Origin of the sequence: Methanosaeta sp. UBA356 (assembly GCF_002496465.1) — an archaeon.
GTDB classification, from domain to species: domain Archaea; phylum Halobacteriota; class Methanosarcinia; order Methanotrichales; family Methanotrichaceae; genus Methanothrix; species Methanothrix soehngenii.
This window is the reverse complement of record NZ_DAKC01000005.1, coordinates 1-25,688: the sequence shown is the minus strand read 5'-3', so window position 1 is coordinate 25,688 and position 25,688 is coordinate 1. Positions and strand designations below refer to the sequence as shown.

The following is a 25,688-nucleotide window of genomic DNA, read 5'->3' as shown; positions in this document are numbered from 1 at the left end:
GGCCCACGGGCAGACCCATAGCGCTAGCCATGACACGAGGCAAGGATGCGGGACGGCCGATGGGCTGCCGAGCAGGGCCAGCCCACAGTCAGCAAGGATCGTCAAGCCACATTCGCCATAATCTCTGCCAGGAATCTCAGCGTAAGATATATTTCTATAACCGCTTAATAGAAAATTCACATGTTCAACGAGTATATAGAAGCTGCACTGGAAAGGGCGGTTTACAAGACCATCGATGATGAAGAACCCATCTTCGTCTCAGTGCCAGAGCTTCCGGGCGCCTGGGCTACGGGGAAGACGGTTGAGGTAGCCCGCAAAGAGCTTATCTCGGTAATTGAAGGCTGGATAGCTCTCAGGCTCCGAATGGGGAGATCCATCCCACCAATTGGCAGCCATACCATAACTGCATCAATTGAACCGGTGAGCGTTATTGAGTAGACTTGTGCCAATATCCAGAGCCAAGCTTATCAAGCGATTGAAGAATATTGGATTTGAAGGGCCGTTTCCGGGTTCGGATCACGACTACATGGTTCGTGGAGATAATTTTGTGCGCATACCGAATGACCATCGGAGAGAGATCGGCCCAAATCTCGTAGCGGAGATTCTTAGGGAAGGTGCAATCTCCCGTGATGAGTGGCTCTCCGCGGATTAGCAATCCCTTTGTCCGGCAGCATATTAGCTGCATCATCCAGCTCCCCGAAAAAGCTGCCCATCTCGGAGGCAAGCCTCCCTGACACCAGGCCCGACCGGCCTCCCGGCCCTCCATGCGACAAGCCCACGCCGGCACGAGCGTCCATGCGAGAGCACCCCAGAATGCCCGCCTGCCAGACAGCGATGCAGCCCGATCATTCCCGCACACTAGCGGAAATTGATCGTAAATCGTGGGGCACCGGCCAGGGTTCAGCCCGGCCGATGGGCTGCCAGGCCTGAATTAACCCCGACCAGGCGAGGTGAATTATCCTGGACGATATCTGCAAAACGGTCCTGGCCTAAACCCCCTCCACATGGATCTCTTTGGGCACACCGGCCGGGAAGAGTATATCGTTCTCATACATCCAGAAGCCGTCCCAGATGCTTATCACATGATTCACGCCGCCCTGGACGCTCAGGTTGAATACGCCATTCTGTCCTACGCCCACGAGCGCTCCATCGACGTAGACCTGGAAGGCGGATTTGCCGGGATAAAGGATCGATACCGGTGTATCGCCAGAGGAAGGTGCAGCAGAAGGTTGCAATGTTGATGGTGATGGTGCAGACTGCTCTGACTGCCCTGCTTCTGTGGGATAGATTGGGGGCTGAGCCGATGGGGCCTGGGCGAATACATCGATTATTATAACGTTGCTCGGCTGGTTATCCACCACAAAATAGAGCATATGTCTTCCCATCTCATCCGCCCGGTACTTCATGCTGTTATAGCCTTGATGGAACTGGTAGATCCTGGACCTCTGGGCGTTCGTTCCATTTGTGATGCTCTCGAAAAATCCGCCTGTTCCTCCCAGGGGTACGCGGCCGACCAGATCAAGAGTCGTTCCTACTGGGCTTACCAGATACTGAGTCCAGTTTTGCCTGCCCCGGATCCAGAGGTCATTGGCCTGGGGAGCGGTGATGGACAGATACTGAGCATAAGCCAGTCCCTGGCCGTTTCCATAATAGAGATAAGATGGTGGAGATTGTGTAACATTGAACTTAACGGGATTGCTCACGATCTCGCCGTCCATGGGAATGGCCTGGGCATAATAATACTCCCTGTATGGAGCGAATGTAGATGATGGCGCCATATGTCTGGAGAAGGTCAGGTCGGAGCTGTACCAAGGGTAGGATGGAACAGGAGAATCCAGCCAGCGAACCATGCCAGCTATTCCCGGGTCCATTAAAGAAGCCCGATCAATGGGAGTAACGTATGCTCCCTCTAGCCAGTCAACCGGATAAAGCTGGCCTATAGCCGGAGCGGTTTCGCCCTCGGCTGATTGGGCCAGGGGAGTTGCCAGGGCAACGATCAGTGCCAATAATATCAATTTCAATGACATCGTTCTCATAGTATTACCTCGTTTACATTCTGCCTTCTTGAAATTCATAAAGCTATTGAGAATAGGGATATGCATTCAGAAGTATTGAGGGGCTGAGTGCTGAGCAGTTGACCATCGTTTAAGACAGAGCGGCTCATATTCTGCCCCGGTAGTAGGCGAGACTCTTAGCATGTGGGCGGAAGAGATCCATCAGCCTTGCTTCCTCCAACGGGTCCAGGGGTCGGCCGTCCTCGCCCAACCTGGCCAGTTGCTGCACTTCTTCCGGGCTGGAGCATCCCACAATGGCGGTGGTGATATCCCGAGAGAGGGCGAACCGGATCAATAGCTCTGGTGTGATCCCCAGATTTGGTGCGATGTAGTTTCGTGCCCCCAATACCTTCATTCCTATCACGGCTATTCCTTTATCCAGGGCAGCAGTAATGACCCTGTCCATGAATCCGCCGATTATCGCCTCTGCCGGATTGACGGGAAGGAGGACGGCATCCAAAGGCCAGCTCTCTATCGCCGCCAGGATTACCTCTGGATCGTGGTGACCGGTAACACCGATATACTTCGTCAGGCCCGAATCCCTTGCCTCGATGAAGGCCTTTAGGGCGCCATTGGAGGATTCGATCTCCTCCTTCTCCCTTCTGGTGCGGAGGTCATGGATCTGCCACAGGTCCAGGCTCTTCAATCCCATAACCTCCAGAGTCTCAAACAGATCGGCCCGGGCTTCATGATATTCGCGGGCGGCTGACTTGCTGGTCTGAAATATGGTGGATCGGTTCTCCTGATGGCTCCTATAGAAACTGCCGTAATATCCCTGGCTGCCGGCATAGGCCTTGGCAGAATCAAAGTAGCTAATGCCCCTGGTTGCGGCCTCCTCAATAACCTGCAGCGCATCCCTTCCCCGGCCGTAGGTGCGGAGCACTCCTTCTCCTCCCAGGCCCACGCGGGTGACGGATGGGCCAGTCCTTCCAAATAGCCTGGTACTAATCGCCATAGAGATCCACCATTTCGATATTTCCTGGTTTGGGTATGCTTTGATGTTGGTATTAATCATGTCGTTTGAGATGAATGAGGCAGGCAATCGGATTAATGGGTGATGGCTCTTTAGGGAAGCTTGGATAGGTAGGCATTGGACGCTGATTGCTCAGATATCTGAGCGAATAATCTGCTGGCGGATTCATGAGATTGATCTTGAAAGAAAAAAATAAAAGAGGGCTTTGCAGGCAGTTCCAGTCCACCCCCAAAATTACTTATGCATATATTTCAGTTCGCCTTTATCGGCCACCATGGTGAATCGGTGGATCCGGAATCAGATCAACCCTTGGCCTCAGGCTCTGAGTGGATGAGTCCCTCCATTTCATTCTGGCTTTTCACCGATATAGATGCCTCTGCCATAAGATTTGTAGTCGTCGAAGGGGCCGGAGGGTTTTGGTGATGAGCTTCTCTCTGTGCATTCCACCACCTTGCCTCCTATCCTGGCAAAGAATGTGGGCGATGGGTCAACCATCTCTCTGATCTTTTTTTGCTTTTCTGAGAAGAAATAGTAACCATCTGGCTCCATTTCAGAACATCCTCCTTTCTGTGTATGAAAGCGCATATCTATATCTGGTTGATCTATCGAACTCATCTATATCCGAATTGGCGTTCATTTTATTTGATCTCATTTCAAGCAACCTCGTAACCCTTTCCATTCTCTCTCTTCCTTAATTTCTGACCGCAAGTCTCGCATTCTGGTTTTGGATTATTTTCATTATGTGCTATCCACATGGAACCGCACATAGGACATCTCGGCAACACCATTCTCAATAATTCTCCAGATATACTATATTATTTATAACATCTAACACAATCTTTCCCTGACATTCTCCATCTCAATAATCGTCCTCTTACCGGACCAATGCCAGCAAATTCTTGTCTGCCATTGAATTGATGTCGTTTGAGCTCAAGAACCTCAATGGATTATCATCCATAACCAGCAGGGGAGAATCAGGAGCAGAGATGCCCATGGATTTGAGCTGCAGCAGTGATTCTTTGCTTCTCATGTCTGCTTCTTCAAAACTCAAATTAGCCTCTTTTAAGAGGCACACCAAACGCTTACTTTGCGTGCAATCCTCTGTCGTATACAGGATATTCCTTCTCATTTTCCAACTCCTTGAAAGAGTTGGCCGCGGTGTTTGCCTTGGAGCGCCAAAATGCTTTAATGCATAGGCGCTATTTAGAGCAATCAACCTGATGGAGTCTCTCGAGTTTGCAGACCAGAAGGGCTTCATCCGGCCATTTCTTTCTATGTTTTTTATACTTATCACTTAATTAATCTGCTTATGCTGATCAGATATGATGAATCCTTGCTGATGGATTCAGCTTGAAAGATCCGGTCTTATTGGATCTGATCTGGCATTGCCTCAAAACTTCTATTCTGAATGCTATATTGCAGCGCAATGTCTTTGTTTTGAATCAAGAGATTGATCCCGTTCATCGATGCTTTCAGAGAATGAATAACATCTATGCTCGAACAATCAACATAGCGCACATTCGGCATTCAATACCCAATCCGAGCCATCGGATTGGGCCTTATAGGCCGGGTTTAATCATGGATGCATCTAAGGACGCATCGCGTCCGTGCTCTCGACTAAAATTGCGAATTAAGAGCCACGACATGCTTTAGAGGTCCTCGCTAAAGTTATATATATTTTGCCATCAAGCCCTATTAGAATATATCTATTTATTTAATTTATATTATATCGTTCCTGGGTTTTCTCCTGGTTATTACCTATGAATTTTACCTTATATTCTCACCTGTATCCCCTTATGGTATGCCTATTACTTCCTAATATTTGCCTAATATCTTCGCCACTGCTCTATGTATGGAATGCATATTGAATCCCTTATCGGCCAGGTACATCATGGGGCATCTGCCGGCTATGTAATGCACCACCGCATCCTGACTCATCTTCTTGGTCCCATCAGTCTCCGTTCTCCAGTGTATCCAGAAATTCTTGATGCCGATTGTCTTTAGCTCTTCAACTGCATGTGCAGGATCCTTTTTTGTCAGACCAATTACTGCACAATCTATTTCAGGGGATAGATCGGAAAATTGTGATACGCTTCCTTTTTCAGGATCGTCTGACAAATCGACGATGTAGATCCTCTTTCCTTTTCTTCTCCAGCTCCTCGATTGTCCACTTCATGGCCGGCTTTGTCCTATCTGTGACCACCACAAAGCTCTCGTTCTCCCAGAATGATTCTTGCTCAGTCATGCCGCCCTACCTCTGGTATATGTTTAGAGCTCATAGTATATAGATAGTTTTGCTGATAGCTCACTAGATTGTCATATTGATAGATCATCAAATATCGGTTGGAGCGATCAACTCAACAATTCAATTGCGATACATTTTAATATTTCGCTTTCAGTCTAACATATAATCCTAGCATCATTTATGTCAGGCTTCAGGATAAGACACAGAAAGCCTTGATTGGGGTTGATCTACATTCGCAAGAGAAGGTGCATTAGATTTGATGACGATCGGGAGAATTATCCCATCCAGCAAACCTGGGATCATTTGAGAGGATACAGGAGAGCCTTATCATGACTGCAGGGAACCAGGGGAACCAGGCGATCCAGCCGGGCGAGATGTTCCTGGGAGGAGTAATCGACCCGGTTAGCGGCCAACGCATGCAGAGGGACATCATTTACGATGCCCGCAACCTGACCACCCATGGCATCATCGTAGGAATGACGGGCTCGGGCAAGACAGGCCTTGGAATAGTCATGCTGGAGGAGGCTCTCTCCTCGGGAATTCCCTGCCTTATACTGGATCCAAAAGGGGATATGGGCAACCTGCTCCTGAACTTCCCATCGTTCTCTCCCCGAGACTTTCTCCCCTGGATCAATGAGGCTGAAGCAAAAAGCCAAGCTACCGGCACCGATCAGCTCGCCGTCCAGATATCAGAAAGCTGGAGGTCTGGTCTGGCAGAATGGGGAATAGGGCCAGACCGAATGCAAAAGCTTGCCGATTCTGCGAGTTGTACCATTTACACCCCAGGTTCAGTATCCGGGGTCCCGATCAATGTGGTCGGATCGCTTGTTGCCCCCAGGCTGGACTGGTCCGACTCCTCGCAGGCGGAGATCGGGCGGGATGAGATCGAGGGCCTGGTCTCCTCTTTCCTGGTGCTCGCCAGGATCGATGCTGACCCCATCTCCAGCCCGGAGCACATTCTCCTGGCAAACATCATCGAGAAGGCCTGGAGCGAGGGCCGGGATCTGGACCTGGGATCTCTGATCTCTCAAGTACGGCATCCGCCCATGAGAAAATTGGGGGTGTTTGAGATCGATAGCTTCTATCCCCAGAAGGAGAGAGACCGTCTAGCAATAAGGCTCAACGGCCTGATTGCATCCCCCTCTTTTGCCGCCTGGATGGCGGGACCTCCCCTTGATATCGAGAGAATGCTGTATTCCTCCCGTGGCCAACCACAGGCCTCAATAATCTATCTAGCTCATCTCTCAGAAGCCGAGCGACAGTTCGTGGTCACTTTAATCCTCTCCAGGCTGATAACCTGGATGCGAAGACAATCTGGAACTCCGGACCTCAGGGCGCTGGTCTATATGGATGAGGTGTTTGGCTTCGCTCCACCTACCGCCGAGCCGCCATCGAAAAAGCAGATCCTGACCATTCTCAAGCAGGGTCGGGCTTACGGGGTGGGCATGGTCCTCTCCACTCAGAATCCGGTTGATCTGGATTACAAAGCGATGTCCAATGCCGGGACATGGATGATCGGCAGACTGCAGACGGAAAGGGATAAGGCCAGGATTCTGGAGGGAATCGAATCGGTCTCCGGCCAGACAGACATGAAGCTCTTCGACCGGCTGATCTCAAACCTGGGCAAGCGACAGTTCGTCCTTCAATCGGCCAAGGCCAAAGAGCCGGTGATCTTCACCAGCCGGTGGTCTATGTCCTACCTGGCAGGACCTTTAGATAGAAACCAGATCGAGAGGTTGACCCGTGATCACCCTCTGCGCAGCATTTCCATATCCTCTTCCTCCGCCGGCGCTGGGGCTGCCTATGGGACCGCCGCTAGCACGAGCTTCAAGATCGCCTCAGCTGCCGCCTCACAGGAAACGCTGCGGCAGGAAGGAGGAATGGAGATGACCAGGAGAAGCTCTGGTGGATTCCCTCCAGCCTCTGGAGAGATATCCAGGGATGAGAGCCAGGTGGCTCCCCGAGTGGATCCATCCACTGCAGTCTATTATCTGGATCCATCAGCCCCCTGGGCATCTCAGGTGCGGTCAATGCCCGGAGGAAAGCGGCTCCAAGCAGGCCTGATCGCCCGTGTCCATCTCAAATATGATGACAATAAAGCAGCGGTCGATCATACCGAGGAATGGGAAGCGATTTTCTTCCCCCTTAGCAAACGCTTCGATCCCAAGTCGGCAATTAACGTCGATTATGATGATAGAGATCTGACCAGCAGGCCGCCCGACAGGGCAATTTACCTGCTGGCTAAAGCAGATCTGGATAAAGCGTCCTACTTCAAAGAAGCGAAAAGCGCCTTGCAGGATCATCTGGTAAGAAGTCGCAGCATAAGCATCCTACGCAATCCTGCCCTGGATTTGTACTCCAGGGTGGGCGAGTCGAGGAATGATTTTGAGAGAAGATGCTTCCAGGCAGCTGAGGATAAGGCAGATATTGAAATGGCGAAGCTCAAAGATAAGCATGAGTCCTCCATCAACCGAATAAAATCCCAGCTCAACAACGCTGATCGAAGGGTTCGAGAGCTCAATACAGATACCCGTCAGAGGCAACAGGAAGAGCTGCTCCACGGTGCTGGCGATCTTCTATCAGGGCTTCTCGGTGGCCGGCGTCGCTCCCTGAGCCTGGGCGGGGCAGCATCCCGGCGCTCAATGACGATTCGCACTCAGGAGCGTCTGCGCTCTGCAGAAGAGAAGAAAGAGGAAAAGGAGAGAGAGCTGGAGGAGCTCGAGGATAAGCTGGCAGAGGAGATTTCGCTGATCTCCGATCGATGGAAGGTAGCGGCCGATCAGATCGAAGAGATCAAGATTCCCCTGGAAAAGGCAGACGTTGATGTGGAAGAGATGAGCGTCTTGTGGATTCCAGTAGGATGAAACATCTTTTTTTCAGATGTGCCTTAAAAAAATAATTGATCTCATAGCTATGGGGTAGACCAAAAGCTCTCACTCTCGGCAGGTGCCTCGCTCGTTGACCTGAGGAAAGTGCCGGAGCCAGCCTATGTAGCATCCTCTTTCCAGATGCCAAACAGATCATAGTATTGCTGCAGATCAACTGGAAAGCCGTCAATCCTTCCCATCAGGCTCGGCATTATGGAAAATCACATGTGCAAGCATATTATCCGCCTTGCATTAGAAGTCGAAATAAGCCGGCCCTATTGAGTAGTACATCTCTGCCGGAATGCCATTTATCAGCCCATTCTTGTCAGGCTCGGGCAGTCCTGCAAAAGCGGAACTCTGGTTCCAGCTGGCATCTATCTCGTGAACAGGGGTCATAATCCTGTTCACAGAGTATGGAGAATCCTGTTTCGAGCCGTTTTGGGGTTTATCATTCGTCTCATTGCCAGCACTAAAAGGAGAGGTTATGCCCAGCCAGTCCTCGCTAAGTGGGTCCGCCTCGCTCAGATTGCTTTGACTGCCAGCCGCAGGCGGACTGCTCTTTGGCCCCAGATTTTTCTCCAGCCACGCCCGTCCAAAGTCGCCGCCAACCTTCTGAACCTTATCAGTGCCGCTCATTGCCTGTGCAAAGGCCAAAAGAGAGAGCGCCATAAGCAAGATCAGAATCCACCTCATTAGAACCGTCTCCTCGCATTTTTTAGGAACATAATTCGGCTGCTGATTAAGATAAAGATATGCGGCTTGATATTTATAGCCTACTCCCCTCTAATAATGATCCTGACCAGCAGCGATAGCCTAAAGATCAGCTGAAAAAAGATAAAAAGAGCATGCCAGCCCCAACAATAATAAAAAAATGATATGATAATTCAGTCAGGAACCGGGGATTCTCAATTCCTCAGCTGTGAGACGATCACCCTCTGTTATGCTCCTCCAATAGATGAAACTTCAGCTCTTCCTTCGACTCAAATATCATGCGACAGATCTTGCATTTGAACTTACCTTCTCTCTTTGATCCGGTGCTGTCCATCAAAACACCTCGAATCAAGATGGCTATTTAATTCATTATTATTTCAGCTTTTCCATTCTCAAGCTTATGCTATCCATTCATAAGCAGATCAAAGCTCCATGAGGAAACTGCTTTGCTGGGCAAACGCTTATACTCAAATAGAGACTAGTAAGATTCAGATAATAGATTCAGGCTTCCGGATACCATCAAAGGTATCCAGATACCTTGAATCGGCTAAAAAGAGGATTAGCAGAAAGAGGATAGTGGTTTTCATGGCAAAAAAATATAAGTGCACTCTCTGCGGCTACATCTATGACCCTGAGATAGGAGATCCGGACTCCGGCATCGCCCCCAACACTCCCTTTGAGGAATTGCCAGACAGCTGGACCTGTCCCCAATGTGGGGCATCAAAGAGCGACTTCGAAGAGCTAAAATGAATAGCAACCAGGTGGATGAGAGATGACCCTTGTAAGAGAGATCAAGCCGGGAGTATTTTCCATCGGGGCGATAGACTGGGACCGCAGGCTCTTTGATGCCCTTATCGCCCTGCCCGATGGAACCAGCTACAACTCATATCTGGTCCGGGGAAAGAACAAGATCGCGCTCATCGATGCCGTGGATTCTACTATGGCCGATGTGCTCATAGAAAACCTGAATGCTCTGGGCATAAAGAAGATCGACTACATCATAGTCCAGCATGCCGAACAGGATCACACCGGGAGCCTTGGCCGGCTGGTTGAGCTATATCCCGATTCCACAGTTGCCGGCTCGGCCAGATGCCTGGAGCTGCTGGTTGAGTTCGGCCTGGTGGATAAAAAGAGAACGCAGGAGCTGAAGGACGGCGATGTAATCGATCTGGGAGGCAAGAGCCTGCAGATAATCTCCGCGCCCTGGGTTCACTGGCCAGATACCATATTGTCCTATCTTGCCTCGGACAGAATTCTCTTCAGCTGCGATTTTCTGGGATCGCATCTAGCCACCAGCACTCTATATGCAGATGAGGCAGTGGTCTATAGAGCGGCAAAGAGATATTATGCAGAGATCATGATGCCCTTCCGCCAGCACATTAGAAAGCACCTGGAAAGGATATCGAATTATGATATTGACATCATTGCCCCCAGCCACGGCCCCATCCATGCCCGTCCAGAATTCATACTAAATGCTTATGGAGAATGGGCCTCGGACGAGGTGAAAAACCAGGTGGTTTTGCCCTTTGTTTCCATGCACGGTTCGACAAAAGCCATGACCGACTATATCGCAGATGCTCTGATCGCCAGGGGAATCGAGGTCAAACGATTCGACCTCACCAACAGCGATATAGGTTTGCTGGCCGAGGCTCTGGTCGATGCTTCAACCATTGTAATTGGCACGCCCACGATGCTCTCTGGCGCTCATCCCCTGGCCCTTTATGCTGCCATCCTGGCCAATGCCCTCCGGCCGAAGACCAGGTACGCATCCATAATCGGATCATATGGCTGGGGAGGGAAGATGCTGGAACAGATCACCCAGGCTATGCCCAATCTCAAGCTGCAGCTCTTCGATCCGGTGGTGGCCAAAGGATATCCCAAGGAGGCCGATTTTCGCCGTCTGGACCGGCTGGCGGATGAGATTTTAGCCAAGCACCGTGAACTAATGCATGCCCAAAGCGCGACCAAATGAAAGCTCAGAAATGACGAATACAATCTCATCGACCCTCAGGGCGAGATGACCGCCAAGAGATTCGCTTGCAGGTGGCCATGATAGCAGAATCAATGCTCATCTATATTATCGTCCTCCTGCTGACGGGAATGGTTGTGGGATTTGCCTGCGGCATGCTGGGGGTAGGAGGTGGATTCATCATGGTGCCGGTGCAGATCTGGGCTCTGACATCCATGGGAGTGGATCCAACTCTATCAACCAGGGTGGCTTTTGGCACCTCCCTTGCGGTCATACTGCCCACGTCGCTCTGCGGATGCCACGGTCATAACTGCCAAGGAGTAGTCCTCTGGCGTCCAGGAGTGACATTGGGCCTCTCTGGCCTGGTAGGTGCCTTTCTAGGCGGAACCATTGCCTCTCATGCTCCGGGGGAGCTTCTCAGGATGATCTTTGGGATTATTATCATTGGAGGAGCTCTACGAATGATATATGCCCGGGACCTACGGCGAGGAAGGCCCGAGGTGGTGAGCAGCCTTTTGCCTTATATTCTATGGGGGGTAGTGGTTGGAGTTATCTCCGGGCTCGCAGGAATAGGGGGCGGCGTGATCCTTGTTCCTGCTATGGTAATTGCCATGGGCTTTACCATGTATCAGGCGGTTGGCACATCAACTGTAGCCATTGCCTTTAACGCTGTGGGAGGGACGATTGCCTATGCCATCAATGGATGGGGGGTAGCTGGGCTTCCTGCCTACTGTGTGGGCTATATCGATCTGTTTCAGTTCGTTCTCTTAGCAGGAGCAAGCATGCTGACTGCCCATTGGGGAGTGAATGTCACCCATAAAATGTCAGAGGAGAAGCTCAAGAGGATCTTCATCGCCCTGATGATCCTCATCGGCCTGAAGATGATGGGATTATTTGATTTGATGGGATTTTAGCGACGCCAATTACTATGGGAAGATCGACGAGGATTTTCATTTGTGCCGTACTAAAGCGGCATTCCCCACATTGGGTACCACTTGGCCATATCCTTCTCTATTGGCAGCTCCTTTTGCATCAGTGACCTCAACCGGAACTCCATTGCAGTGTCGCGCTGCTTGTTGGATTTCGGCACAAAGGGATAGTATGATCCCAGCTTGAAGCTATAGATCCAGTATACAGCAGCCACTCCCTTGAAGCGATAGACTGCCGCCAAGAGCTGAGTTCCGAATCCATGCTCCATCAATATCTGGCAGATCATTTGAATATTGGCCACCAGATCCTCAAAATCCTGATCGGTCAGGATCACCCAGATATAGCCGTACTCATCCTTCTGGAGGCTGTGCGATGTGCCCGACTCCTGGAAGCTCAGCTTGAGGAGGTCTTCAATCTCCTTGCTGGCAGATTCATAGTAAGAGGACTCCATGGGCTTGAAGCATAACCCAGCCTGTCCATCCGGCACAAGATCGAGGTTGGCATCCATTGTCACCGCAGCGGTGGAGATGGCAAATAGCCGGTCGATCTTAGCCTCGGGCAGGCGCGTCTTTCCCATAATGGAATCCAGAAATCCCATCTTCAGCTCTCCAGACCCTGCTCGATCCTCTGCAGAGCCTCGATCCTAGCCTCCAAAGTGGGGTGGGTCGAGAAGAGGTTCATAATGGAAGAGCGGCTGAAGGCAGGCACTATGAACAGAGCGCTTACGGGCCCCTCCACCTTTCTCAGATCCTCTGTGGGCACCCGAAATCCGCTTATCTTCATCAATGCACTCACCAGGATGGAGGGCTGCCCGGTGATGATTGCAGCTCCGCGGTCGGCGGCAAACTCCCGGTATCTGGAGAGGGCTTGTATCAGTATGAAGCTCAAGACCCACACCGCCAGGGAGACCACGAATACCACTATGAAGCTGCCTCCTGAGTCGCGACCGCGCCCGCCTCCACTGCCCATGAACGGCATGGATCTGACCAGGATCTGGGCCATGGAGGAGAGGAACGTGGCTATGGTCATCACCATCATATCCCTGTTCTTAACATGAGTCAATTCATGGGCCAGCACCGCCTCCAGCTCGCTGTGATCGAGCTTTTGCATAATGCCCGTGGTCACCGCCACCACCGCATTCTTCTGGTTCCTGCCGGTGGCGAAGGCATTTGGCATTGAGCTGTTTACCACTGCTATTTTGGGCATGGGCAAATCGGCGATGGCGCAGAGCCGGGAGACGATTTGATGAAGCTCGGGAGCTTCACTCTCCGAGACCATCTTGGCGCCCATGGTCGACAGGATCATCTTATCGGAATAGTAGTATTGAAGGAGCATGAACCCGCCAATGAATAAAATGATTAGTATATTATTGACGCCCTGGGAGACCAGAACTGCCAGAAACGCCAGGTAGAGGACCGCCAGAAGGATCATGGTCAGAAGCATTCTGGCTTCAAGCCCTCGATCTGCCTTCCATCTCATCATACCTTGAATTCACCCTTGATATGCCTTGATTGCATCAACCAACGTTTGTCGCTACTCAGATATGGACCTTCTCATGGATCATGTATGGATGAAGTTATATGGAAGTAATAAGAAAAAGGATTGAGGATAAAGAGGTGGATCATATGGCACAGGCGAAAATGGGCGACACCGTAAAGGTGCACTACACCGGCAAGCTGGGGACAGGGGTTATATTCGATACATCAGAAGGAAGCGATCCGCTGGAGTTTGAGATTGGATCTGGCGCTTTCATACCCGGCTTTGAAGAGGCTGTAGTCGGCATGAGCCCAGGCGAGTCAAAGGCGGTCCAGATCCCTCCGGAAAAGGGCTATGGCAATTACAGGGAAGAGCGGGCTATAACCATGGATAAAAAGGATTTCCCTTCAGACCTCGTTCCCGTCGAGGGAATGAGCCTTGAGATCTGCACCTCCGAGGGTACTTATGTCCCTGCGCAGATTACAGATGTTACAGAGACCACAGTCACATTGGATGCAAATCATCCCCTTGTGGAGCAGACGCTTTATTTCGATATCAAGCTAGTAGAGATAACTAGGAGCAAGGAGAAGTCTGCTCAGTAAGAGAAGATTTGGCCATTCAGCGAAGAGCCATAGATTTTGGGGAGAGGGGCAGGATTATGCCCCAACCTCCCGGAAAAAAGCGTATCTATCCAGAATATGTGACCCTCATATTCCATTTGTTTATAATGCCTTTATCCAGCCTTGACAGATCCATAACCCTGAGTATCCAGTTTCCTTCTGCAGGCTGGCCTACGAAAGCCTGCAATTCTGGATCTATCTGCGAGTCATAGGTCTTGACCAGGTTATCCTGATCGAAGCCTCCTCTATCATGGATAATGGCAGTCTTTCCAGAAGGAGATAGTATCTCCACCCTCAAATCTCCAATGAAGGGATGAGTTATATCCACCATGGTCACAACTCTCTGGACGATTCCTTTCTTATCAAGATTCATCGCCACGCTAGCCCCTCTCGGATCATTATCTGGTATTAGCTCATTCGGCTCCAGATCCTTGCTAACTTCCATTTCAGAGGCCTCTTTCTCGATCTCAATTGACCATCTATTGAGCACACCCTTGTCAATGGCCGCTACATCTGCTACGGTTAGCGACCACTGGCCATTGATTGGCGAACCTGCCAGACCCCCTAATGAAGGCAGCGAATTGGAGTCATATGTCTTTATCAGATTGCCTTCACTCCCTCCCTCGCGATTATGAATCATAGCTCTTTTACCGGATGGCGAGATGAGCTCCACCTTCAAGTCGCTGATATAAGAATGAGATATATCGAGGCTTAAATAGATCCTGGAAGCCCTTCCTTCTTCAGAGATATTCAATGAGCTGCTCACTCCATGAACATCATTGTCAGGTATGGCAATAGATACATTTGCCTCCCCTTTAACTGTGTCGGAAGAGATCACCGGCCCCACAACAAAGGATATTACCTCTCCTGGTTCACTGATATCTGAAATTATAAAACCTGAATCGGAGCGATCCCATATCTTTGAAGATGGATTGGTATCATGTGATAGAGCAACGCCATTGACCTTCTTGTATAGATCCGATCCATCACCATAGTTGAGTCCCCTTTCAAGATGCAGGCTGCCATCTCTCTGAAGCAGAGCACATTGAAAATGCTTGGATGGCGAACCCTCCTGCCACTCATTGGACCCAAGAATGTCGCAGTGATAGACAGCCAATCCACTGGAGGGAAGAGCCCTGTCCAGACCCATTTGAGAGCGGTTTTCCACCAGGAAGTACTCATTTGCCCTGTCAGTCGTGTATTTCATCACGGTTCGATAATCGCCATGCTTGGCTTCATACTTCCCTGGCTTATTGAGATCCACCACATTGTCACACCATCCTGCCAGGTTTCTAAAATAGGCACAAACAGGAGATGGCGTCTTCCAATCGTCCAGATGATCTCCAACGCTCATCAGGCAATATAAACCAAGTCCTGCGCTCTCAACAAGATCTTCATCCCTTCTCCCGTAATCATAGAGATCCGGGAAGCGACATAGCAGGTGTCCTGTCTCATGGCAGATGGTGCCTATTGCCAGATCGTCTTTGCTCGTTCCCAGATTGGAGAGCATGTACAAGTAGGTCTTGATATCACCAAATTTCAGATCGATGTACGAGTTATGAGGATGAAGCTCGCCATCGTAAACGGCGTTTCCCGCATAAAGGAAGCTCAAAGCATCGATTAAGCCGACTCCCTTGGAGTCGAATCGGGATAGGTCTATACCCATGCCCACGACTGCATCCATGGCCTCCTCAACAAAGAGGTTGAAGTGATAATACATTTTGTTTTTTTTCAGTGTAATCGGCCCTACCACTTCATTTGTATAGTCGAGCTTTCCATTGGACATCTTAAGGTAATAATCCCGGACAGAGCAGAAGTTTCCACCCTCATTGTATCCTGTCTTATTGAGCATTTCTGATATATTGGCTGCAGAGACATTGATCTTTTCATCGGGGAACTCTACCAGGATTGTGAGACCCTTTATCTTTCCTTCATGAAGGAGCCTGCCTCTCAGCAGTCCATGCTGCTCGCCTATAGTTCGTGGCCGCTCGTCCATGGTTCGGGTAATTGGTGGCAGCATTCTGGCGTATTTGAGTTCGAATTTTCTCTGACGAACGGATGGATCCTCTCTCTCGTGCTTTTTTAATCCTTCTGGGGCGGGATTTGAAATAGGCACTCCACTTGATACCAGTTCTCCATTGACGAGAACGCTGTAGGTGAAAAGGCCCAGCTTGCCATCATAGACCACCGTATAACCTTCAAGATTCTCGTATCTGACATAGAATTCATCTCCTGACATCCAAAGCTTTACAGCAGGCCCATTCTCTTGAGGAACCTCGACGACCCTTCCTTTAATTGCACTCATGTGCTCTCATCTCCATATTTGATCGATTAAAAAAAAGAAAATTTCGCTCATATTTTCAGCTTCAAGAGCTATCCGCTCAAGCTCGGTGGTTCTCTTTTCTCAAACCGTCTTTGCGCTTTCTTCCTCATAACCTCATCTGACTCTCTCAGATGAGGCTTGAGATTTCCAGGAGGCTCTTTTGTAATGGCAACTCCTGTGGAGATATATTTGCCATCGATAACCTCGGCATAGGTGAACAGACCCATCTGCTCATCGTAGATCGCTGCATAACCACCTTTGTTTTCATAGCGAGCATAATACTCATCCCCAAAGACGGCCAGTTCAACTTCTGGTCCCTTTTCCTGTGGTATTTTTTTTATATCTCCGATTAATGCAGACATCTAAATCGCCTCGCATCATTAGGCTCATTCAGATTGAGGAGATTATCCCATTCTCCTGCGAAAATATTGACGATATTTCTTGCTTTCGTCTCTCGTAGTAAGCCCTCTGGATTCTAGATTTTTAATAGCAGAATATTCTGCCAGTTAAAGATATAAGTACTATGCCATTCGCACCTATTAAACTTTCGTCCATTAAACAAACGATTAGCCCAAGTTAATGGAGAAGAGCAAACCTCTCCAATTTAGAGAACCGACTATTGCTGCCTGAAATCCTCCAGGGTCATCTCCCTTTTCTTCTGCATCAACTGCAGCCCGGCAGCCTCCTGATCCCGCGCTGGCATTCTCTGGCGAAATGCTTGCAGGTTCTTTCTTTCCGGGCAGTACTGGCTGTCATAATAGGTCTGCCAGATATCATCTATATACTGAGCATTTGCCCTGGCACCCTCAGCATCCGCCCCTTTCTCTTCTTCCGATATCTTCAGGGCAGATTTCAATCTATCCAGAGTCTCATTCAATCCCGCCCCGTGAATTCGCATCATCCTGTCCTGCCGGAAGAATGCCGTCCAGCTCTCGGCGCCATTTCCCAGGACTATTATCGTGCCAGGATTCCGGCGGGCGAAGTGCTCGCTCGTGTGCTCCCCGATCCTGTGCCTGGGTTTCATATAGCCCCAGAGGACCCGGTCCCCCAATGGCCTGAGCCTGACAAATGCTTTCATCCTGTGCACCTCACTCATCACAGCATAGACCATCCTTCTCAGGCTCATAGCCTCAGGACTGGTCGAGACCTCCAGATCCAGAGCGGTTAAGCCCTCCGTCCTGGCAAGCAGCCTTTCGCTCGATTTAGCATGCATGACCAGGTAGCGGCAATAGTCATCCGGCACCCTCATCCTGACCACTTCTCCAGGGTGGTATCCCTCCAGCCGTTGATCTTCAAGAAGGGAGCTGCTCTCTTGATCACGACCCCCAGAGCCTCAAGCTCCCTTTTCGAGACGATATTCTTCCTCATTCTCAGGCCGACTATTCTCTTCGCGCTCCGTGGCCCGATGCCTGGCACCCGGATAAGCTCCCGGTAGGCGGCCAGGTTGGGATCCACCGGCGAATCCAAAAGCTCCCTGGCTATGGCCAGCTTGGGATCGGAGTTGGATAGAAAGCCGTTCTCATCAAATGCCATGTGAATGTCGGCCGGAGAGAAACGGTAGATCCGGTAGAGCCAGTCCATCTGATAGAGGCGGTGCTCCCGCCAGAGGGGCTGGCCTTCTCGAGACTCAAATGCTGTTCCATTTTGGGGAGAAAAAGCGCTATAGTAAGCTCGCTTTACTCCAATATCTTTATACTCATATAGAATTCTTTTAAAGATGTCCTGATCGCTCTCTCCCGCAGCCCCCACCACCAGCTGGGTGGTCTGGCCTGCGGGCAGATTCTCATCCGTCCCGAGGTCGCGAATGTATCTCTGCCTTTGCAGAATATCATTCTCATAGCTCTTGGTGGCACAGATCTCATTCAGCTGCGAGGCACTGGCAGCTTCCAGGTTTATGCTCACCCGGTCTGCCAGCTCCATAGCCTGCTGAATATGGTTCTTGGATGAGCCGGGCAGAATCTTGAGATGGATGTATCCCGGAAAGTCGTATTGCTTGCGCAACTTCTGCAGAGTCTCCAGCATCCTCTCCATGATCAGATCCTCATCCCTGCCAGCGCCCGAACTGAGAAAGAGTCCTTCGATATAGTTGGAGCGATATAAGGAGAGGGTGATCCTGGCCAGCTCATCTGGTGTATAGGAGAAGGTTTGCACCTTTCGGCTGCAATTGGTGGCATTGATGCAGTAGTTGCACTGATGGCTGCAGTGGTTGGTGTAGAGGGTCTTGAAGAGGCTCACACACCTGCCATCCTGGGTGAAGGCATGACAGATTCCGGGCAGGGGCGATTCGCGAGGAGAATAGGTGGATGCGCACACGTCATGCCGAGTTCCCTCTCCCAGGGTTGAGAGTTTCTTCGGGTTGATATTCACGCCTGGCCCGAGGGAGTCAAAAGCGCAATCTTCAGCCAGGTGAGCTATCTTCTCCAGGGTGACCATTCAAATATAATTGGGCCTCATCGATTATAACCGATGTGCTTGCGAGGCGAAAGTGAGTGAAAGAGGCTATAAGGAGAGATAGTCCTCTCTGGGCGGGCTGAAAGTATCCACAACCACTGTCGCCTCCAGAGCTCTGGCGCTGTGCAATACTCCTGGTGGAGCACAGTAGCTGTCCCCTGGCCCCAGCTCGAGGCTATTTCCGTCTATTGTAATCTGAATTCTGCCCGAGACCACATAGCCCGCCTGGTCGTGAGGATGAGAATGCTCAGGGATCTGGACCCCACTTTCCAGATCGAACCGGCAGATCATCAAAGCCTTTCCGCTGACAAGGGTGCGCCTTATGAGGCCAGGCAGCATCTGCACCCCAGGAGCCTCATTCAACCGATAGAACATTTTATTCACCTCAGAATAGACTAAAGCAAAAAGTCCCGGTCATCGAGCAGTTGCCGCCTGGCGCTGCTTTGGCCTGGCAATCTCCTGCTCAGAGACCTCACCCCGGATGAACTGCTCCACCATCTCTTTGGCCAGCTCATCAGGAAATTGCACTGGGGGGTGCTTCATGGTGTAGGCGGATATGCCCAGCAGCGGCCCTCCGATCTTTCTATCCTTTGCCAGCTTGCATATCCTTATGGCATCGATGGAGCTTCCTCCGCTATTGGGAGAGTCCTCGACTGAGAGACGCAGCTCTAGATTTATTGGCGTATCTCCGAATATCCTGCCCTCCATTCTCAGGAAGCAGACCTTGTTGTCCTTCTGCCATGGCACATAGTCCGAGGGTCCGATATGAATATCATCATCGCACAGTGGCGTGTCCAGGATGGACTGGACCGCTTCCGTCTTGGATATCTTCTTGGACTTGAGCCTCTCGCGATTGAGCATATTTAAAAAGTCGGTGTTGCCGCCGATGTTAAGCTGGTAAGTCCTGTCCATGATGCAGGCCCGGTCCTTGAAGAGCTGAGTGAGAGCACGGTGCACAATGGTTGCGCCGATCTGAGATTTTATGTCATCTCCCACTATTGGAATCCCTGCCACCTGAAACTTCTTTGCCCATTCGGGATTAGATGCGATGAATACGGGCATGCAGTTTACAAATCCCACCCCGGCATCTAAAGCCGCCTGAGCATAGAAGCGAGTGGCATTCTCCGACCCTACGGGCATGTAGTTTACCAGGACGTCGGCACCGCTGTCGACGAGCTCCCGGGTTACATCCACCGGCTTGGCATCAGCCACAACGAACCTCCTCTCTTCAGGATAGTTTTCCATGTGAGGTGCAACGCCGTCAAAAACAGGTCCCATCTTGACCTCAACATTTTTTTGGGGAATATCAGAGTAGAAGATATTGGTGCAGTTGGGCTTGGCAAATATAGCCTGGCTCACATCCTTCCCTACCTTTCGAGCATCTATGTCAAAGGCAGCGACAACATCAATGTCACCAGCTCTATAGCCGTTGATATCATAATGCATCAGCCCAATACAACTTTCTTTACCAACATGTTTATAATATTCAATTCCCTGAACTAGGGAGCTTGCGCAGTTTCCTATGCCCGCGATTGCCAACCTTATCTTCTTCAAACTCTTTTCCCCTCCTGGGTCATGTGAAGCCTGGAGACCTGAGTTAGGATTCGGAGCTTCGTATAAAGGCAAGACATATATAACGTTATAGGCTTCGGTGAATATGGCCTGTCCCGGAATCCTATTGATCGCTCAAGTCTTATCAATCCTATAGGGATGCCGTCATGGAACGCAGAGTTTCGCTTATCTGCTCCTCCAGCTTTTCCCTGCCCTGAATGCTATCCTCATACTCAATGCTTTGTGTTTTAGGAATATCAATCAGATATTTTGAGCCTTGCGGGTGGATGAGGATGGTATCCTTGCCCAGAGTATGAGCGATGCCTAAGGCGTACATGACCTGGGGATCTGCTCCCGTCAGGTCGGCAATAATCAACGCCGCTTGATTGATAGAGCGCCATAAATCCCGGACGGCAGACTTTCCGCTTCTGATGTCCTCAGCCTCATCGCCTGCCAGCCCGCTGGCACCGATCGCCCTGAGGATCGAATCTGCATTCATTCTTGCCGCTTCATCCCCAGCTAGCAACAATAGAAGGCTTCCTGGCTGTACCGGTTGGGTGGCCTGCCCAAATATGGGACGGGTGCGTATCAAGTTTAAAAGCTGGGCCAGCCTCAGAAACTCTGCATCAAGGTGCTTTGAGGCGATCTCCTGCAATGAGCTTTTCCTTTCTTCTGTGCTCTTCTCCAGCAGATCAGCTGGAAGCTGGATCACAAAAGCATCATCAAAACCAAACTCCCACTTAGCATTGCTGGCTACCTTCTGGAGGGTCAATGATTTATCTGGTCTATTGTAGTAGCCTGTAATCCTGTTCTCCATTCTGAACTGACCCAGGATGTAAAGCCACTGAGCTTCAAGGATGAAAACCATGCTGCATGGCAGCTGAATTCTTGCTATTCCCTTCTGGAGATGGCGTTCATCGACCAGGCGATCGACGATGGCCATAAACTCCTCTGCAATTCTGTCCACTCTCTCCCTGAGCTCTGGAGGCATATCACCGCTCATAATCCTGGTAGCTTCGAATGGCATAGAAGGTAATTCAATCACCGACTTAAAGTAGGTTTCCGATAAACAGGATGGTATCATTAGAATATCATAAAAAATGAGAATATCATGAAAAGGAGCTCAATGTGGTCTGGCGGCTCTTTAGCTCCCCCCGGAGAAGATCGCTCTGACGGATAAAACTCTTTACTGGAAGCTCAAGCCTTGTGGATATGTATCCAAGAGCAGCCCTCATATCCTCGAACTCCAGTGGCTTCTGATGCATTGCATTTCTCACATTCTCCCGAACATTGAAGACCCCTAGGGGCACATAACCGGCATAGGCTTCCCTGAGGATTATCGCCCCTGCCTGCCTTCTCTCCCTCTCCAGCCCCTCCAGGACCGCCATCTTGCAGGAGTAATAGCATCCTCCCACCCGGGAGTATCCTTTCTTGCCGCCATTTGTCTCAAAATCGGAGAATATCAGCTCCTCGTTTCCCATGATGCGCAGGAATGCCTCCATCCACTCATACTGCCAGGCAGTGGGGAGGAGAAGAACGGCATAGTAGTTGTTGAGGCTGGCAAACTCCCTTATCTGGCAGCAGTCGATGATATCATAATCCCTGACCCTTTGAAGAAGACGATTGCCAAGGGCGCTGTCACAGGCGGTGATAGACCAGCGGGTAGGAACCAGCTTCCTTTTCTTTTTAATGCCCATTGCACCCACTGAGAAGGCCTTCTGGATGCTGGAGAAGGGAAGGCCACGCTGGTGAAGATCTTCCACCGCATCCGCCGCCTTCAGATCCCCATCGAAGTAAACCTTCTCTAGATCTCGATCCCACCTAGAGTTGCCGATTTCAAACCTCTCCAGAGGAGCGCTGGGACCAAAGGGCGTATGCACGTCGTCAAAGGACATGCCTTTGGGGGCCTGAATGAACTGGGCCTCGCTCTCAATGGACGAACTGGATAAGGAGATGTCGCGAAGCTTTTCTATAAAGCGATTCTCAATATCAGTTACCTTGACAGATCTCTTGCCTCTTATCAGGTTCAGCCGGTACCTTATGATCTCCTCTTGGGTTTTATTCTCCGGTATCCATGATTCAGGGTGGTCCATGACCATGGTATCTCCATGCAGGGGAGAAATCATAGGTCCGGCGAGTACTTTAGGATAATTCCAGCTGCCGATGAAGACAGAAGGTGGGGTGCTGCCATCCAGCTCCTTTCCTACCTCCTGGGAAGGGATATACATGCTGGCAGTCAGCTTCTTTAGATAGGCTTCCTTGCCCTTGATCACAAAGATCCGGTTTACTGTGATGTGAATAAAAATGTGATGGATGCAGGGCGAATGTGTTTTTCATTGATTAAAAAATTTTATATTATCATCTCAAACATATTGAAGATATGCGGACAAATACGAGTTCTTGGAGAAATATATTTTATCTGGACAGTTATCTATTTACATTCATAGGGTCAATGAATTGCAGAGATGATCCTAGATGAAATGGACTCTATTGGCAATGGCAATGCTCATGCTCCTTTGCACCGCATCGCTGGGGCAATTGACACCTTACTCCACCACCACAACTGGGGGCGCACCTACTCCGTCCACGCCCACCAGTCCTGAATCCATGGGGCTGGAGATACCGAAAACGATCACGACCTCAGGACAGTCTCCCTCTGTGCAGGAGAGCGGCCAGACCATAATAAGGTCAACCGAAGAGGCAGCCTATTCCTCCGCTCCGGAGAGCTTGAAATCGACCTCTTCCAGTCCGATCTCCACCAAAGCGACCTATCCTCAGGCGACCTATCCACCTGGAGGAATGTCTCAGAATAGCCTTTATATCTCGTATGCGTCCCAGACCGTCGCGGGCTGCAATCTTTATGCCAACCTGCCCTTATGGATGCAGATTTCGGGAAAGGGAAACATCTGGTTTTATGAGTGGTATCCCTCTGGATCGCTGGTTACAAATTATGCAGGAAATGTCTACTATCCAGGCTGGTATAAGAGATGGTTCTACGCTGATGTTCCTGGATGGCACATCCTCCAGTATTACTGCAATGGCTGGAGCAACTACGCTTATATATATGTCAACGGTCCCAGCCACTGGGTTGATCCGAGTCCTGGCCCCAGCCCGATGCCCTATCCTTATCCATATCCCTACCCGTATTACTACTCATATGATGATGGGCCGATGATATACACATATAGCTATCCGTCTTCCTCCCAGGGCCAGCCATACAATCCCTACGAATAAACCAGTAGCAAGAGATTGTGAATCTGGTTGGGCCAAATTTTTTGGGGTATTAGGATGCTTATTCGATCTCGACCAATCCTGCTCGCATAATCTTAATCTGATGGTCTCATCCGGATCCTATTTGGATAATGCTATCATGCTCACGATTACTTATTCATGATTACTTATTTATCTGCAAAGACATATTAACTGATGGTTAGTGATTTTATGAGTCTCGAACATGTGACAGGCAAGGATAAGGGCAAGATCATGCTTTATGCACTGAGCACCTGCATCTGGTGCAAAAAGACCAAGGAATTCCTATCCTCAGTTGGAGTCGCCTTCGACTATATTTACGTGGATCTTTTAAAAGGGGAGGAGAGGGCAAAGGCTATCGCAAGTGTCAAGCGATTTAATCCCAGCACCTCTTTTCCTACCCTGGTGGTCAACGATAAGGCGATCATCGGCTTCAAGGAGAAAGAGATCAAGGAGGCTCTGGGCTTATGAAGAATGATATTCAAGAGCCGACTCAAGAGGAGATCGACCGGATGCATGCCCGTCTGGCAAAGGATGCAAAGCAGGGAGGATATTACCTCAATCCGGATATCGATTTCGTCAAAGGCCTTATCAATGGATTAATTGTTAACGAGCGCCGTTACGGCTACCAAGCCTGCCCCTGTCGTCTGGCAGCAGATGACAGGTCCGAGGATCTGGATATAATCTGCCCCTGCAACTACCGAGATGCAGATATCACAGAATCTGGGGCCTGCTACTGCGCCCTATACGTCTCAAAGGCTGTGATCGAGGGCAAGCAGGAGCTGAGCTCAATCCCGGAGAGAAGGCCTCCCTTGGAAGAAAGGCAAAAATTGCAGTCACAGGGAGAGACACCGGGATCCAGAGCAGCTATCCTGGGCCAGAAGCTCTCAGTTCCCGTCTGGAGGTGCGTTGTCTGCGGCTATCTATGCGGCAGAGATGGCCCTCCGGAGGTCTGTCCCATCTGCAAAGCAGGCAAAGAGAGGTTTGAGCGATTCATTTAGAGCGGATCAGGGCTATTTGAAGCAATCAAACCGCAAAGGGGGGGTTTTCATGGCTGAAGAAAGAATAGCTGAGCTGAAGGTGGAAGGAATGATGTGCGCCGCCTGCACATCTGCTATTGAGAAAGCCCTCCAGAACCTGGATGGTGTCTCCTGGGTTCAGGTCAATCTGGGAAGAGAGACGGCGACGGCAAAGTATGATCCCAGTAAACTCAAGCTCGCTGATATCGAAAATGCAATTCGAGATCTAGGTTACGATGTTATCGATCAGCAGACTGTGCTCAAGATAGGGGGCATGGCCTGTGCCATGTGCGTGGGAGCCATAGAAGCGGCCCTGGGAAAGCTGGATGGCGTGGTTGATGTGCAGGTAAACCTGGCGGCAGAGAAGGCCTATGTTACCTACAATCCCGGGATGGTAGGCCTGGAGGACATGAAGAAGGCCATCATCGAATCTGGCTACCAGTTCATAGGGGTTGCCGGAGAGGAGACGGAAGAGGCAGCGGAAAAGGAAAGGGAGCTGCGAGAGAAGGACCTTTCTGATAAGAAGCGGCGAATTATCATCGGCTTCGCAGCTAGCATTCTTCTCATGGCCATGATGTACATTCCTCTCCACCGGATCATCCCCTCTGGTATCTCCACTGCAGTTCCAAACTTAATGAGCTTGCTCATGCTGGTAGTATCCCTTCCCGTATTCGTCTATGTCAGCCATCCTATTTTTAAGGCGGCCACGAGAGCTCTGAGAAACAGAACACTGGACATGGATGTAATGTATGGCATGGGCATTGGCGTGGCTTATGCCTCCAGCATCCTGGGGACCTTTGGGATCGTTCTCACCCCGGATTTCATGTTCTATGAGACAGCGGTGATGCTCGCCACCTTCCTGACACTGGGCCGCTACCTGGAGGCCAACGCCAAAGGGCGCACATCCGAGGCCATCCGGAAGCTGGTTGGGCTGCAGCCAAGACAGGCCACTGTCTTAAGAGATGGACGGCAGATCGAGGTGGCAGCAGTTGAGGTTATGGTCGACGATCTGGTCCTGGTCCGGCCGGGGGAGAAGGTTCCGGCAGACGGCCTGGTGGTGGAGGGAGAAAGCTATGTGGATGAGTCCATGATCACTGGAGAGCCAGTCCCCGCATTCAAGGCCGCCGGCGAGAAGGTGGTAGGAGGGACCATGAACAAGAATGGTTCATTGACCTTCAAGGCCACCAGGGTGGGGAAGGATACCGTCCTGGCGGGGATCATAGCACTGGTCCAGGAGGCCCAGGGCTCAA

Annotated in this window: 28 protein-coding genes; 10 read left to right on the top strand and 18 right to left on the bottom strand. The window is 50.5% G+C overall.

The genetic code is table 11. From position 1 onward, the window contains the following. The first annotated feature begins 180 nt into the window (after nucleotides 1-180). Nucleotides 181-438: a type II toxin-antitoxin system HicB family antitoxin gene (locus BP727_RS00390; protein WP_276621109.1), complete on the top strand. Its 258-nt coding sequence runs from the start codon at nucleotides 181-183 to the stop codon at nucleotides 436-438. A 167-nt stretch (nucleotides 439-605) separates the two neighbouring features. On the opposite strand, the gene BP727_RS00385 is transcribed toward BP727_RS00390, so the two are convergent. From BP727_RS00385 to BP727_RS00355, 7 genes are all read right to left on the bottom strand, one after another. After that, nucleotides 606-797, bottom strand: a complete 192-nt coding sequence (locus BP727_RS00385; protein WP_276621112.1) for a hypothetical protein — start codon at nucleotides 795-797, stop codon at nucleotides 606-608. A 192-nt stretch (nucleotides 798-989) separates the two neighbouring features. Next, complete coding sequence (locus tag BP727_RS00380; protein ID WP_048131551.1) at nucleotides 990-2,027, bottom strand: hypothetical protein; 1,038 nt, start codon at nucleotides 2,025-2,027, stop codon at nucleotides 990-992. A 133-nt stretch (nucleotides 2,028-2,160) separates the two neighbouring features. Then, nucleotides 2,161-3,009, bottom strand: coding sequence for an aldo/keto reductase (locus tag BP727_RS00375; RefSeq protein ID WP_048132690.1), 849 nt, complete (start codon nucleotides 3,007-3,009; stop codon nucleotides 2,161-2,163). A gap of 363 nt (nucleotides 3,010-3,372) precedes the next feature. Next, nucleotides 3,373-3,576 (bottom strand): hypothetical protein, encoded by a 204-nt coding sequence (locus tag BP727_RS00370; protein WP_013718035.1) that lies wholly within the window; start codon nucleotides 3,574-3,576, stop codon nucleotides 3,373-3,375. A gap of 325 nt (nucleotides 3,577-3,901) precedes the next feature. Then, nucleotides 3,902-4,057, bottom strand: coding sequence for a hypothetical protein (locus tag BP727_RS00365; RefSeq protein ID WP_157863588.1), 156 nt, complete (start codon nucleotides 4,055-4,057; stop codon nucleotides 3,902-3,904). Nucleotides 4,058-4,842: 785 nt separating this feature from the next. Further along, complete coding sequence (locus tag BP727_RS00360; protein WP_013718030.1) at nucleotides 4,843-5,145, bottom strand: CoA-binding protein; 303 nt, start codon at nucleotides 5,143-5,145, stop codon at nucleotides 4,843-4,845. Next, nucleotides 5,129-5,272, bottom strand: a complete 144-nt coding sequence (locus BP727_RS00355) for a hypothetical protein (RefSeq protein ID WP_013718029.1) — start codon at nucleotides 5,270-5,272, stop codon at nucleotides 5,129-5,131. Before BP727_RS00355 ends, BP727_RS00360 begins: the two co-directional genes overlap by 17 nt. Nucleotides 5,273-5,601: 329 nt before the next feature. Here BP727_RS00355 and BP727_RS00350 point away from each other — a divergent pair, with 329 nt between their 5' ends. Next, nucleotides 5,602-8,136: an ATP-binding protein gene (locus tag BP727_RS00350; RefSeq protein ID WP_013718025.1), complete on the top strand. Its 2,535-nt coding sequence runs from the start codon at nucleotides 5,602-5,604 to the stop codon at nucleotides 8,134-8,136. 255 nt (nucleotides 8,137-8,391) lie between these two features. Here BP727_RS00350 and BP727_RS00345 read toward each other — a convergent pair whose 3' ends face one another. After that, nucleotides 8,392-8,832 (bottom strand): hypothetical protein, encoded by a 441-nt coding sequence (locus tag BP727_RS00345; RefSeq protein ID WP_013718024.1) that lies wholly within the window; start codon nucleotides 8,830-8,832, stop codon nucleotides 8,392-8,394. 603 nt (nucleotides 8,833-9,435) lie between these two features. Here BP727_RS00345 and rd point away from each other — a divergent pair. The 3 genes from rd (at nucleotide 9,436) to BP727_RS00330 (ending at nucleotide 11,733) form a co-directional block, all read left to right on the top strand. Next, nucleotides 9,436-9,600 carry a rubredoxin gene (rd, locus tag BP727_RS00340; protein WP_157863859.1) on the top strand — a complete coding sequence of 55 codons (165 nt, stop codon included), beginning with the start codon at nucleotides 9,436-9,438 and terminating at the stop codon, nucleotides 9,598-9,600. A gap of 22 nt (nucleotides 9,601-9,622) precedes the next feature. Next, nucleotides 9,623-10,822: an FprA family A-type flavoprotein gene (locus BP727_RS00335; RefSeq protein ID WP_276619301.1), complete on the top strand. Its 1,200-nt coding sequence runs from the start codon at nucleotides 9,623-9,625 to the stop codon at nucleotides 10,820-10,822. A 77-nt stretch (nucleotides 10,823-10,899) separates the two neighbouring features. Further along, complete coding sequence (locus BP727_RS00330; protein WP_232844306.1) at nucleotides 10,900-11,733, top strand: sulfite exporter TauE/SafE family protein; 834 nt, start codon at nucleotides 10,900-10,902, stop codon at nucleotides 11,731-11,733. Between the two features lie 50 nt (nucleotides 11,734-11,783). Here BP727_RS00330 and pspAB read toward each other — a convergent pair whose 3' ends face one another. Both pspAB and htpX read right to left on the bottom strand, forming a co-directional pair. Next, on the bottom strand, nucleotides 11,784-12,347 hold the full coding sequence (gene pspAB, locus BP727_RS00325) for a PspA-associated protein PspAB (RefSeq protein ID WP_013718020.1): 564 nt from the start codon (nucleotides 12,345-12,347) through the stop codon (nucleotides 11,784-11,786). A gap of 2 nt (nucleotides 12,348-12,349) precedes the next feature. Further along, on the bottom strand, nucleotides 12,350-13,231 hold the full coding sequence (htpX, locus tag BP727_RS00320) for a zinc metalloprotease HtpX (RefSeq protein ID WP_273271696.1): 882 nt from the start codon (nucleotides 13,229-13,231) through the stop codon (nucleotides 12,350-12,352). Between the two features lie 143 nt (nucleotides 13,232-13,374). Here htpX and BP727_RS00315 point away from each other — a divergent pair, with 143 nt between their 5' ends. Beyond that, nucleotides 13,375-13,827, top strand: a complete 453-nt coding sequence (locus tag BP727_RS00315; protein ID WP_342766259.1) for a peptidylprolyl isomerase — start codon at nucleotides 13,375-13,377, stop codon at nucleotides 13,825-13,827. A gap of 85 nt (nucleotides 13,828-13,912) precedes the next feature. Here BP727_RS00315 and BP727_RS00310 read toward each other — a convergent pair whose 3' ends face one another. The 8 genes from BP727_RS00310 to BP727_RS00275 form a co-directional block, all read right to left on the bottom strand. Next, nucleotides 13,913-16,150 carry a M6 family metalloprotease domain-containing protein gene (locus BP727_RS00310; protein WP_276620658.1) on the bottom strand — a complete coding sequence of 746 codons (2,238 nt, stop codon included), beginning with the start codon at nucleotides 16,148-16,150 and terminating at the stop codon, nucleotides 13,913-13,915. 68 nt (nucleotides 16,151-16,218) lie between these two features. Further along, the gene (locus BP727_RS00305) at nucleotides 16,219-16,530 is read right to left on the bottom strand and encodes a hypothetical protein (RefSeq protein ID WP_286856721.1); all 312 of its coding nucleotides are present in this window, start codon (nucleotides 16,528-16,530) and stop codon (nucleotides 16,219-16,221) included. A gap of 254 nt (nucleotides 16,531-16,784) precedes the next feature. Further along, on the bottom strand, nucleotides 16,785-17,417 hold the full coding sequence (locus BP727_RS00300) for a DUF4130 domain-containing protein (protein WP_273278746.1): 633 nt from the start codon (nucleotides 17,415-17,417) through the stop codon (nucleotides 16,785-16,787). Next, on the bottom strand, nucleotides 17,414-18,601 hold the full coding sequence (locus BP727_RS00295; protein ID WP_273278745.1) for a radical SAM protein: 1,188 nt from the start codon (nucleotides 18,599-18,601) through the stop codon (nucleotides 17,414-17,416). Before BP727_RS00295 ends, BP727_RS00300 begins: the two co-directional genes overlap by 4 nt. Nucleotides 18,602-18,667: 66 nt before the next feature. After that, nucleotides 18,668-18,994: a cupin domain-containing protein gene (locus tag BP727_RS00290; RefSeq protein WP_013718013.1), complete on the bottom strand. Its 327-nt coding sequence runs from the start codon at nucleotides 18,992-18,994 to the stop codon at nucleotides 18,668-18,670. A 39-nt stretch (nucleotides 18,995-19,033) separates the two neighbouring features. Further along, nucleotides 19,034-20,173, bottom strand: a complete 1,140-nt coding sequence (locus BP727_RS00285; RefSeq protein ID WP_013718012.1) for an inositol-3-phosphate synthase — start codon at nucleotides 20,171-20,173, stop codon at nucleotides 19,034-19,036. Nucleotides 20,174-20,321: 148 nt separating this feature from the next. Then, the gene (locus BP727_RS00280; RefSeq protein WP_157863586.1) at nucleotides 20,322-21,197 is read right to left on the bottom strand and encodes a hypothetical protein; all 876 of its coding nucleotides are present in this window, start codon (nucleotides 21,195-21,197) and stop codon (nucleotides 20,322-20,324) included. 82 nt (nucleotides 21,198-21,279) lie between these two features. Next, nucleotides 21,280-22,443, bottom strand: coding sequence for an Nre family DNA repair protein (locus tag BP727_RS00275; protein ID WP_273278744.1), 1,164 nt, complete (start codon nucleotides 22,441-22,443; stop codon nucleotides 21,280-21,282). Between the two features lie 202 nt (nucleotides 22,444-22,645). On the opposite strand from BP727_RS00275, the gene BP727_RS00270 reads away from it, so the two are divergent. From BP727_RS00270 to BP727_RS00255, 4 genes are all read left to right on the top strand, one after another. Next, on the top strand, nucleotides 22,646-23,404 hold the full coding sequence (locus BP727_RS00270) for a hypothetical protein (RefSeq protein ID WP_013718009.1): 759 nt from the start codon (nucleotides 22,646-22,648) through the stop codon (nucleotides 23,402-23,404). A 207-nt stretch (nucleotides 23,405-23,611) separates the two neighbouring features. Then, nucleotides 23,612-23,890, top strand: a complete 279-nt coding sequence (locus BP727_RS00265) for a glutaredoxin family protein (RefSeq protein ID WP_048131545.1) — start codon at nucleotides 23,612-23,614, stop codon at nucleotides 23,888-23,890. Continuing rightward, the gene (locus tag BP727_RS00260; protein WP_013718007.1) at nucleotides 23,887-24,420 is read left to right on the top strand and encodes a ferredoxin-thioredoxin reductase catalytic domain-containing protein; all 534 of its coding nucleotides are present in this window, start codon (nucleotides 23,887-23,889) and stop codon (nucleotides 24,418-24,420) included. The genes BP727_RS00265 and BP727_RS00260 overlap by 4 nt, the downstream gene beginning before the upstream one ends. A gap of 49 nt (nucleotides 24,421-24,469) precedes the next feature. Next, nucleotides 24,470-25,688: heavy metal translocating P-type ATPase (locus BP727_RS00255; RefSeq protein WP_286856709.1), on the top strand; the 1,219-nt coding region annotated here is incomplete at its 3' end.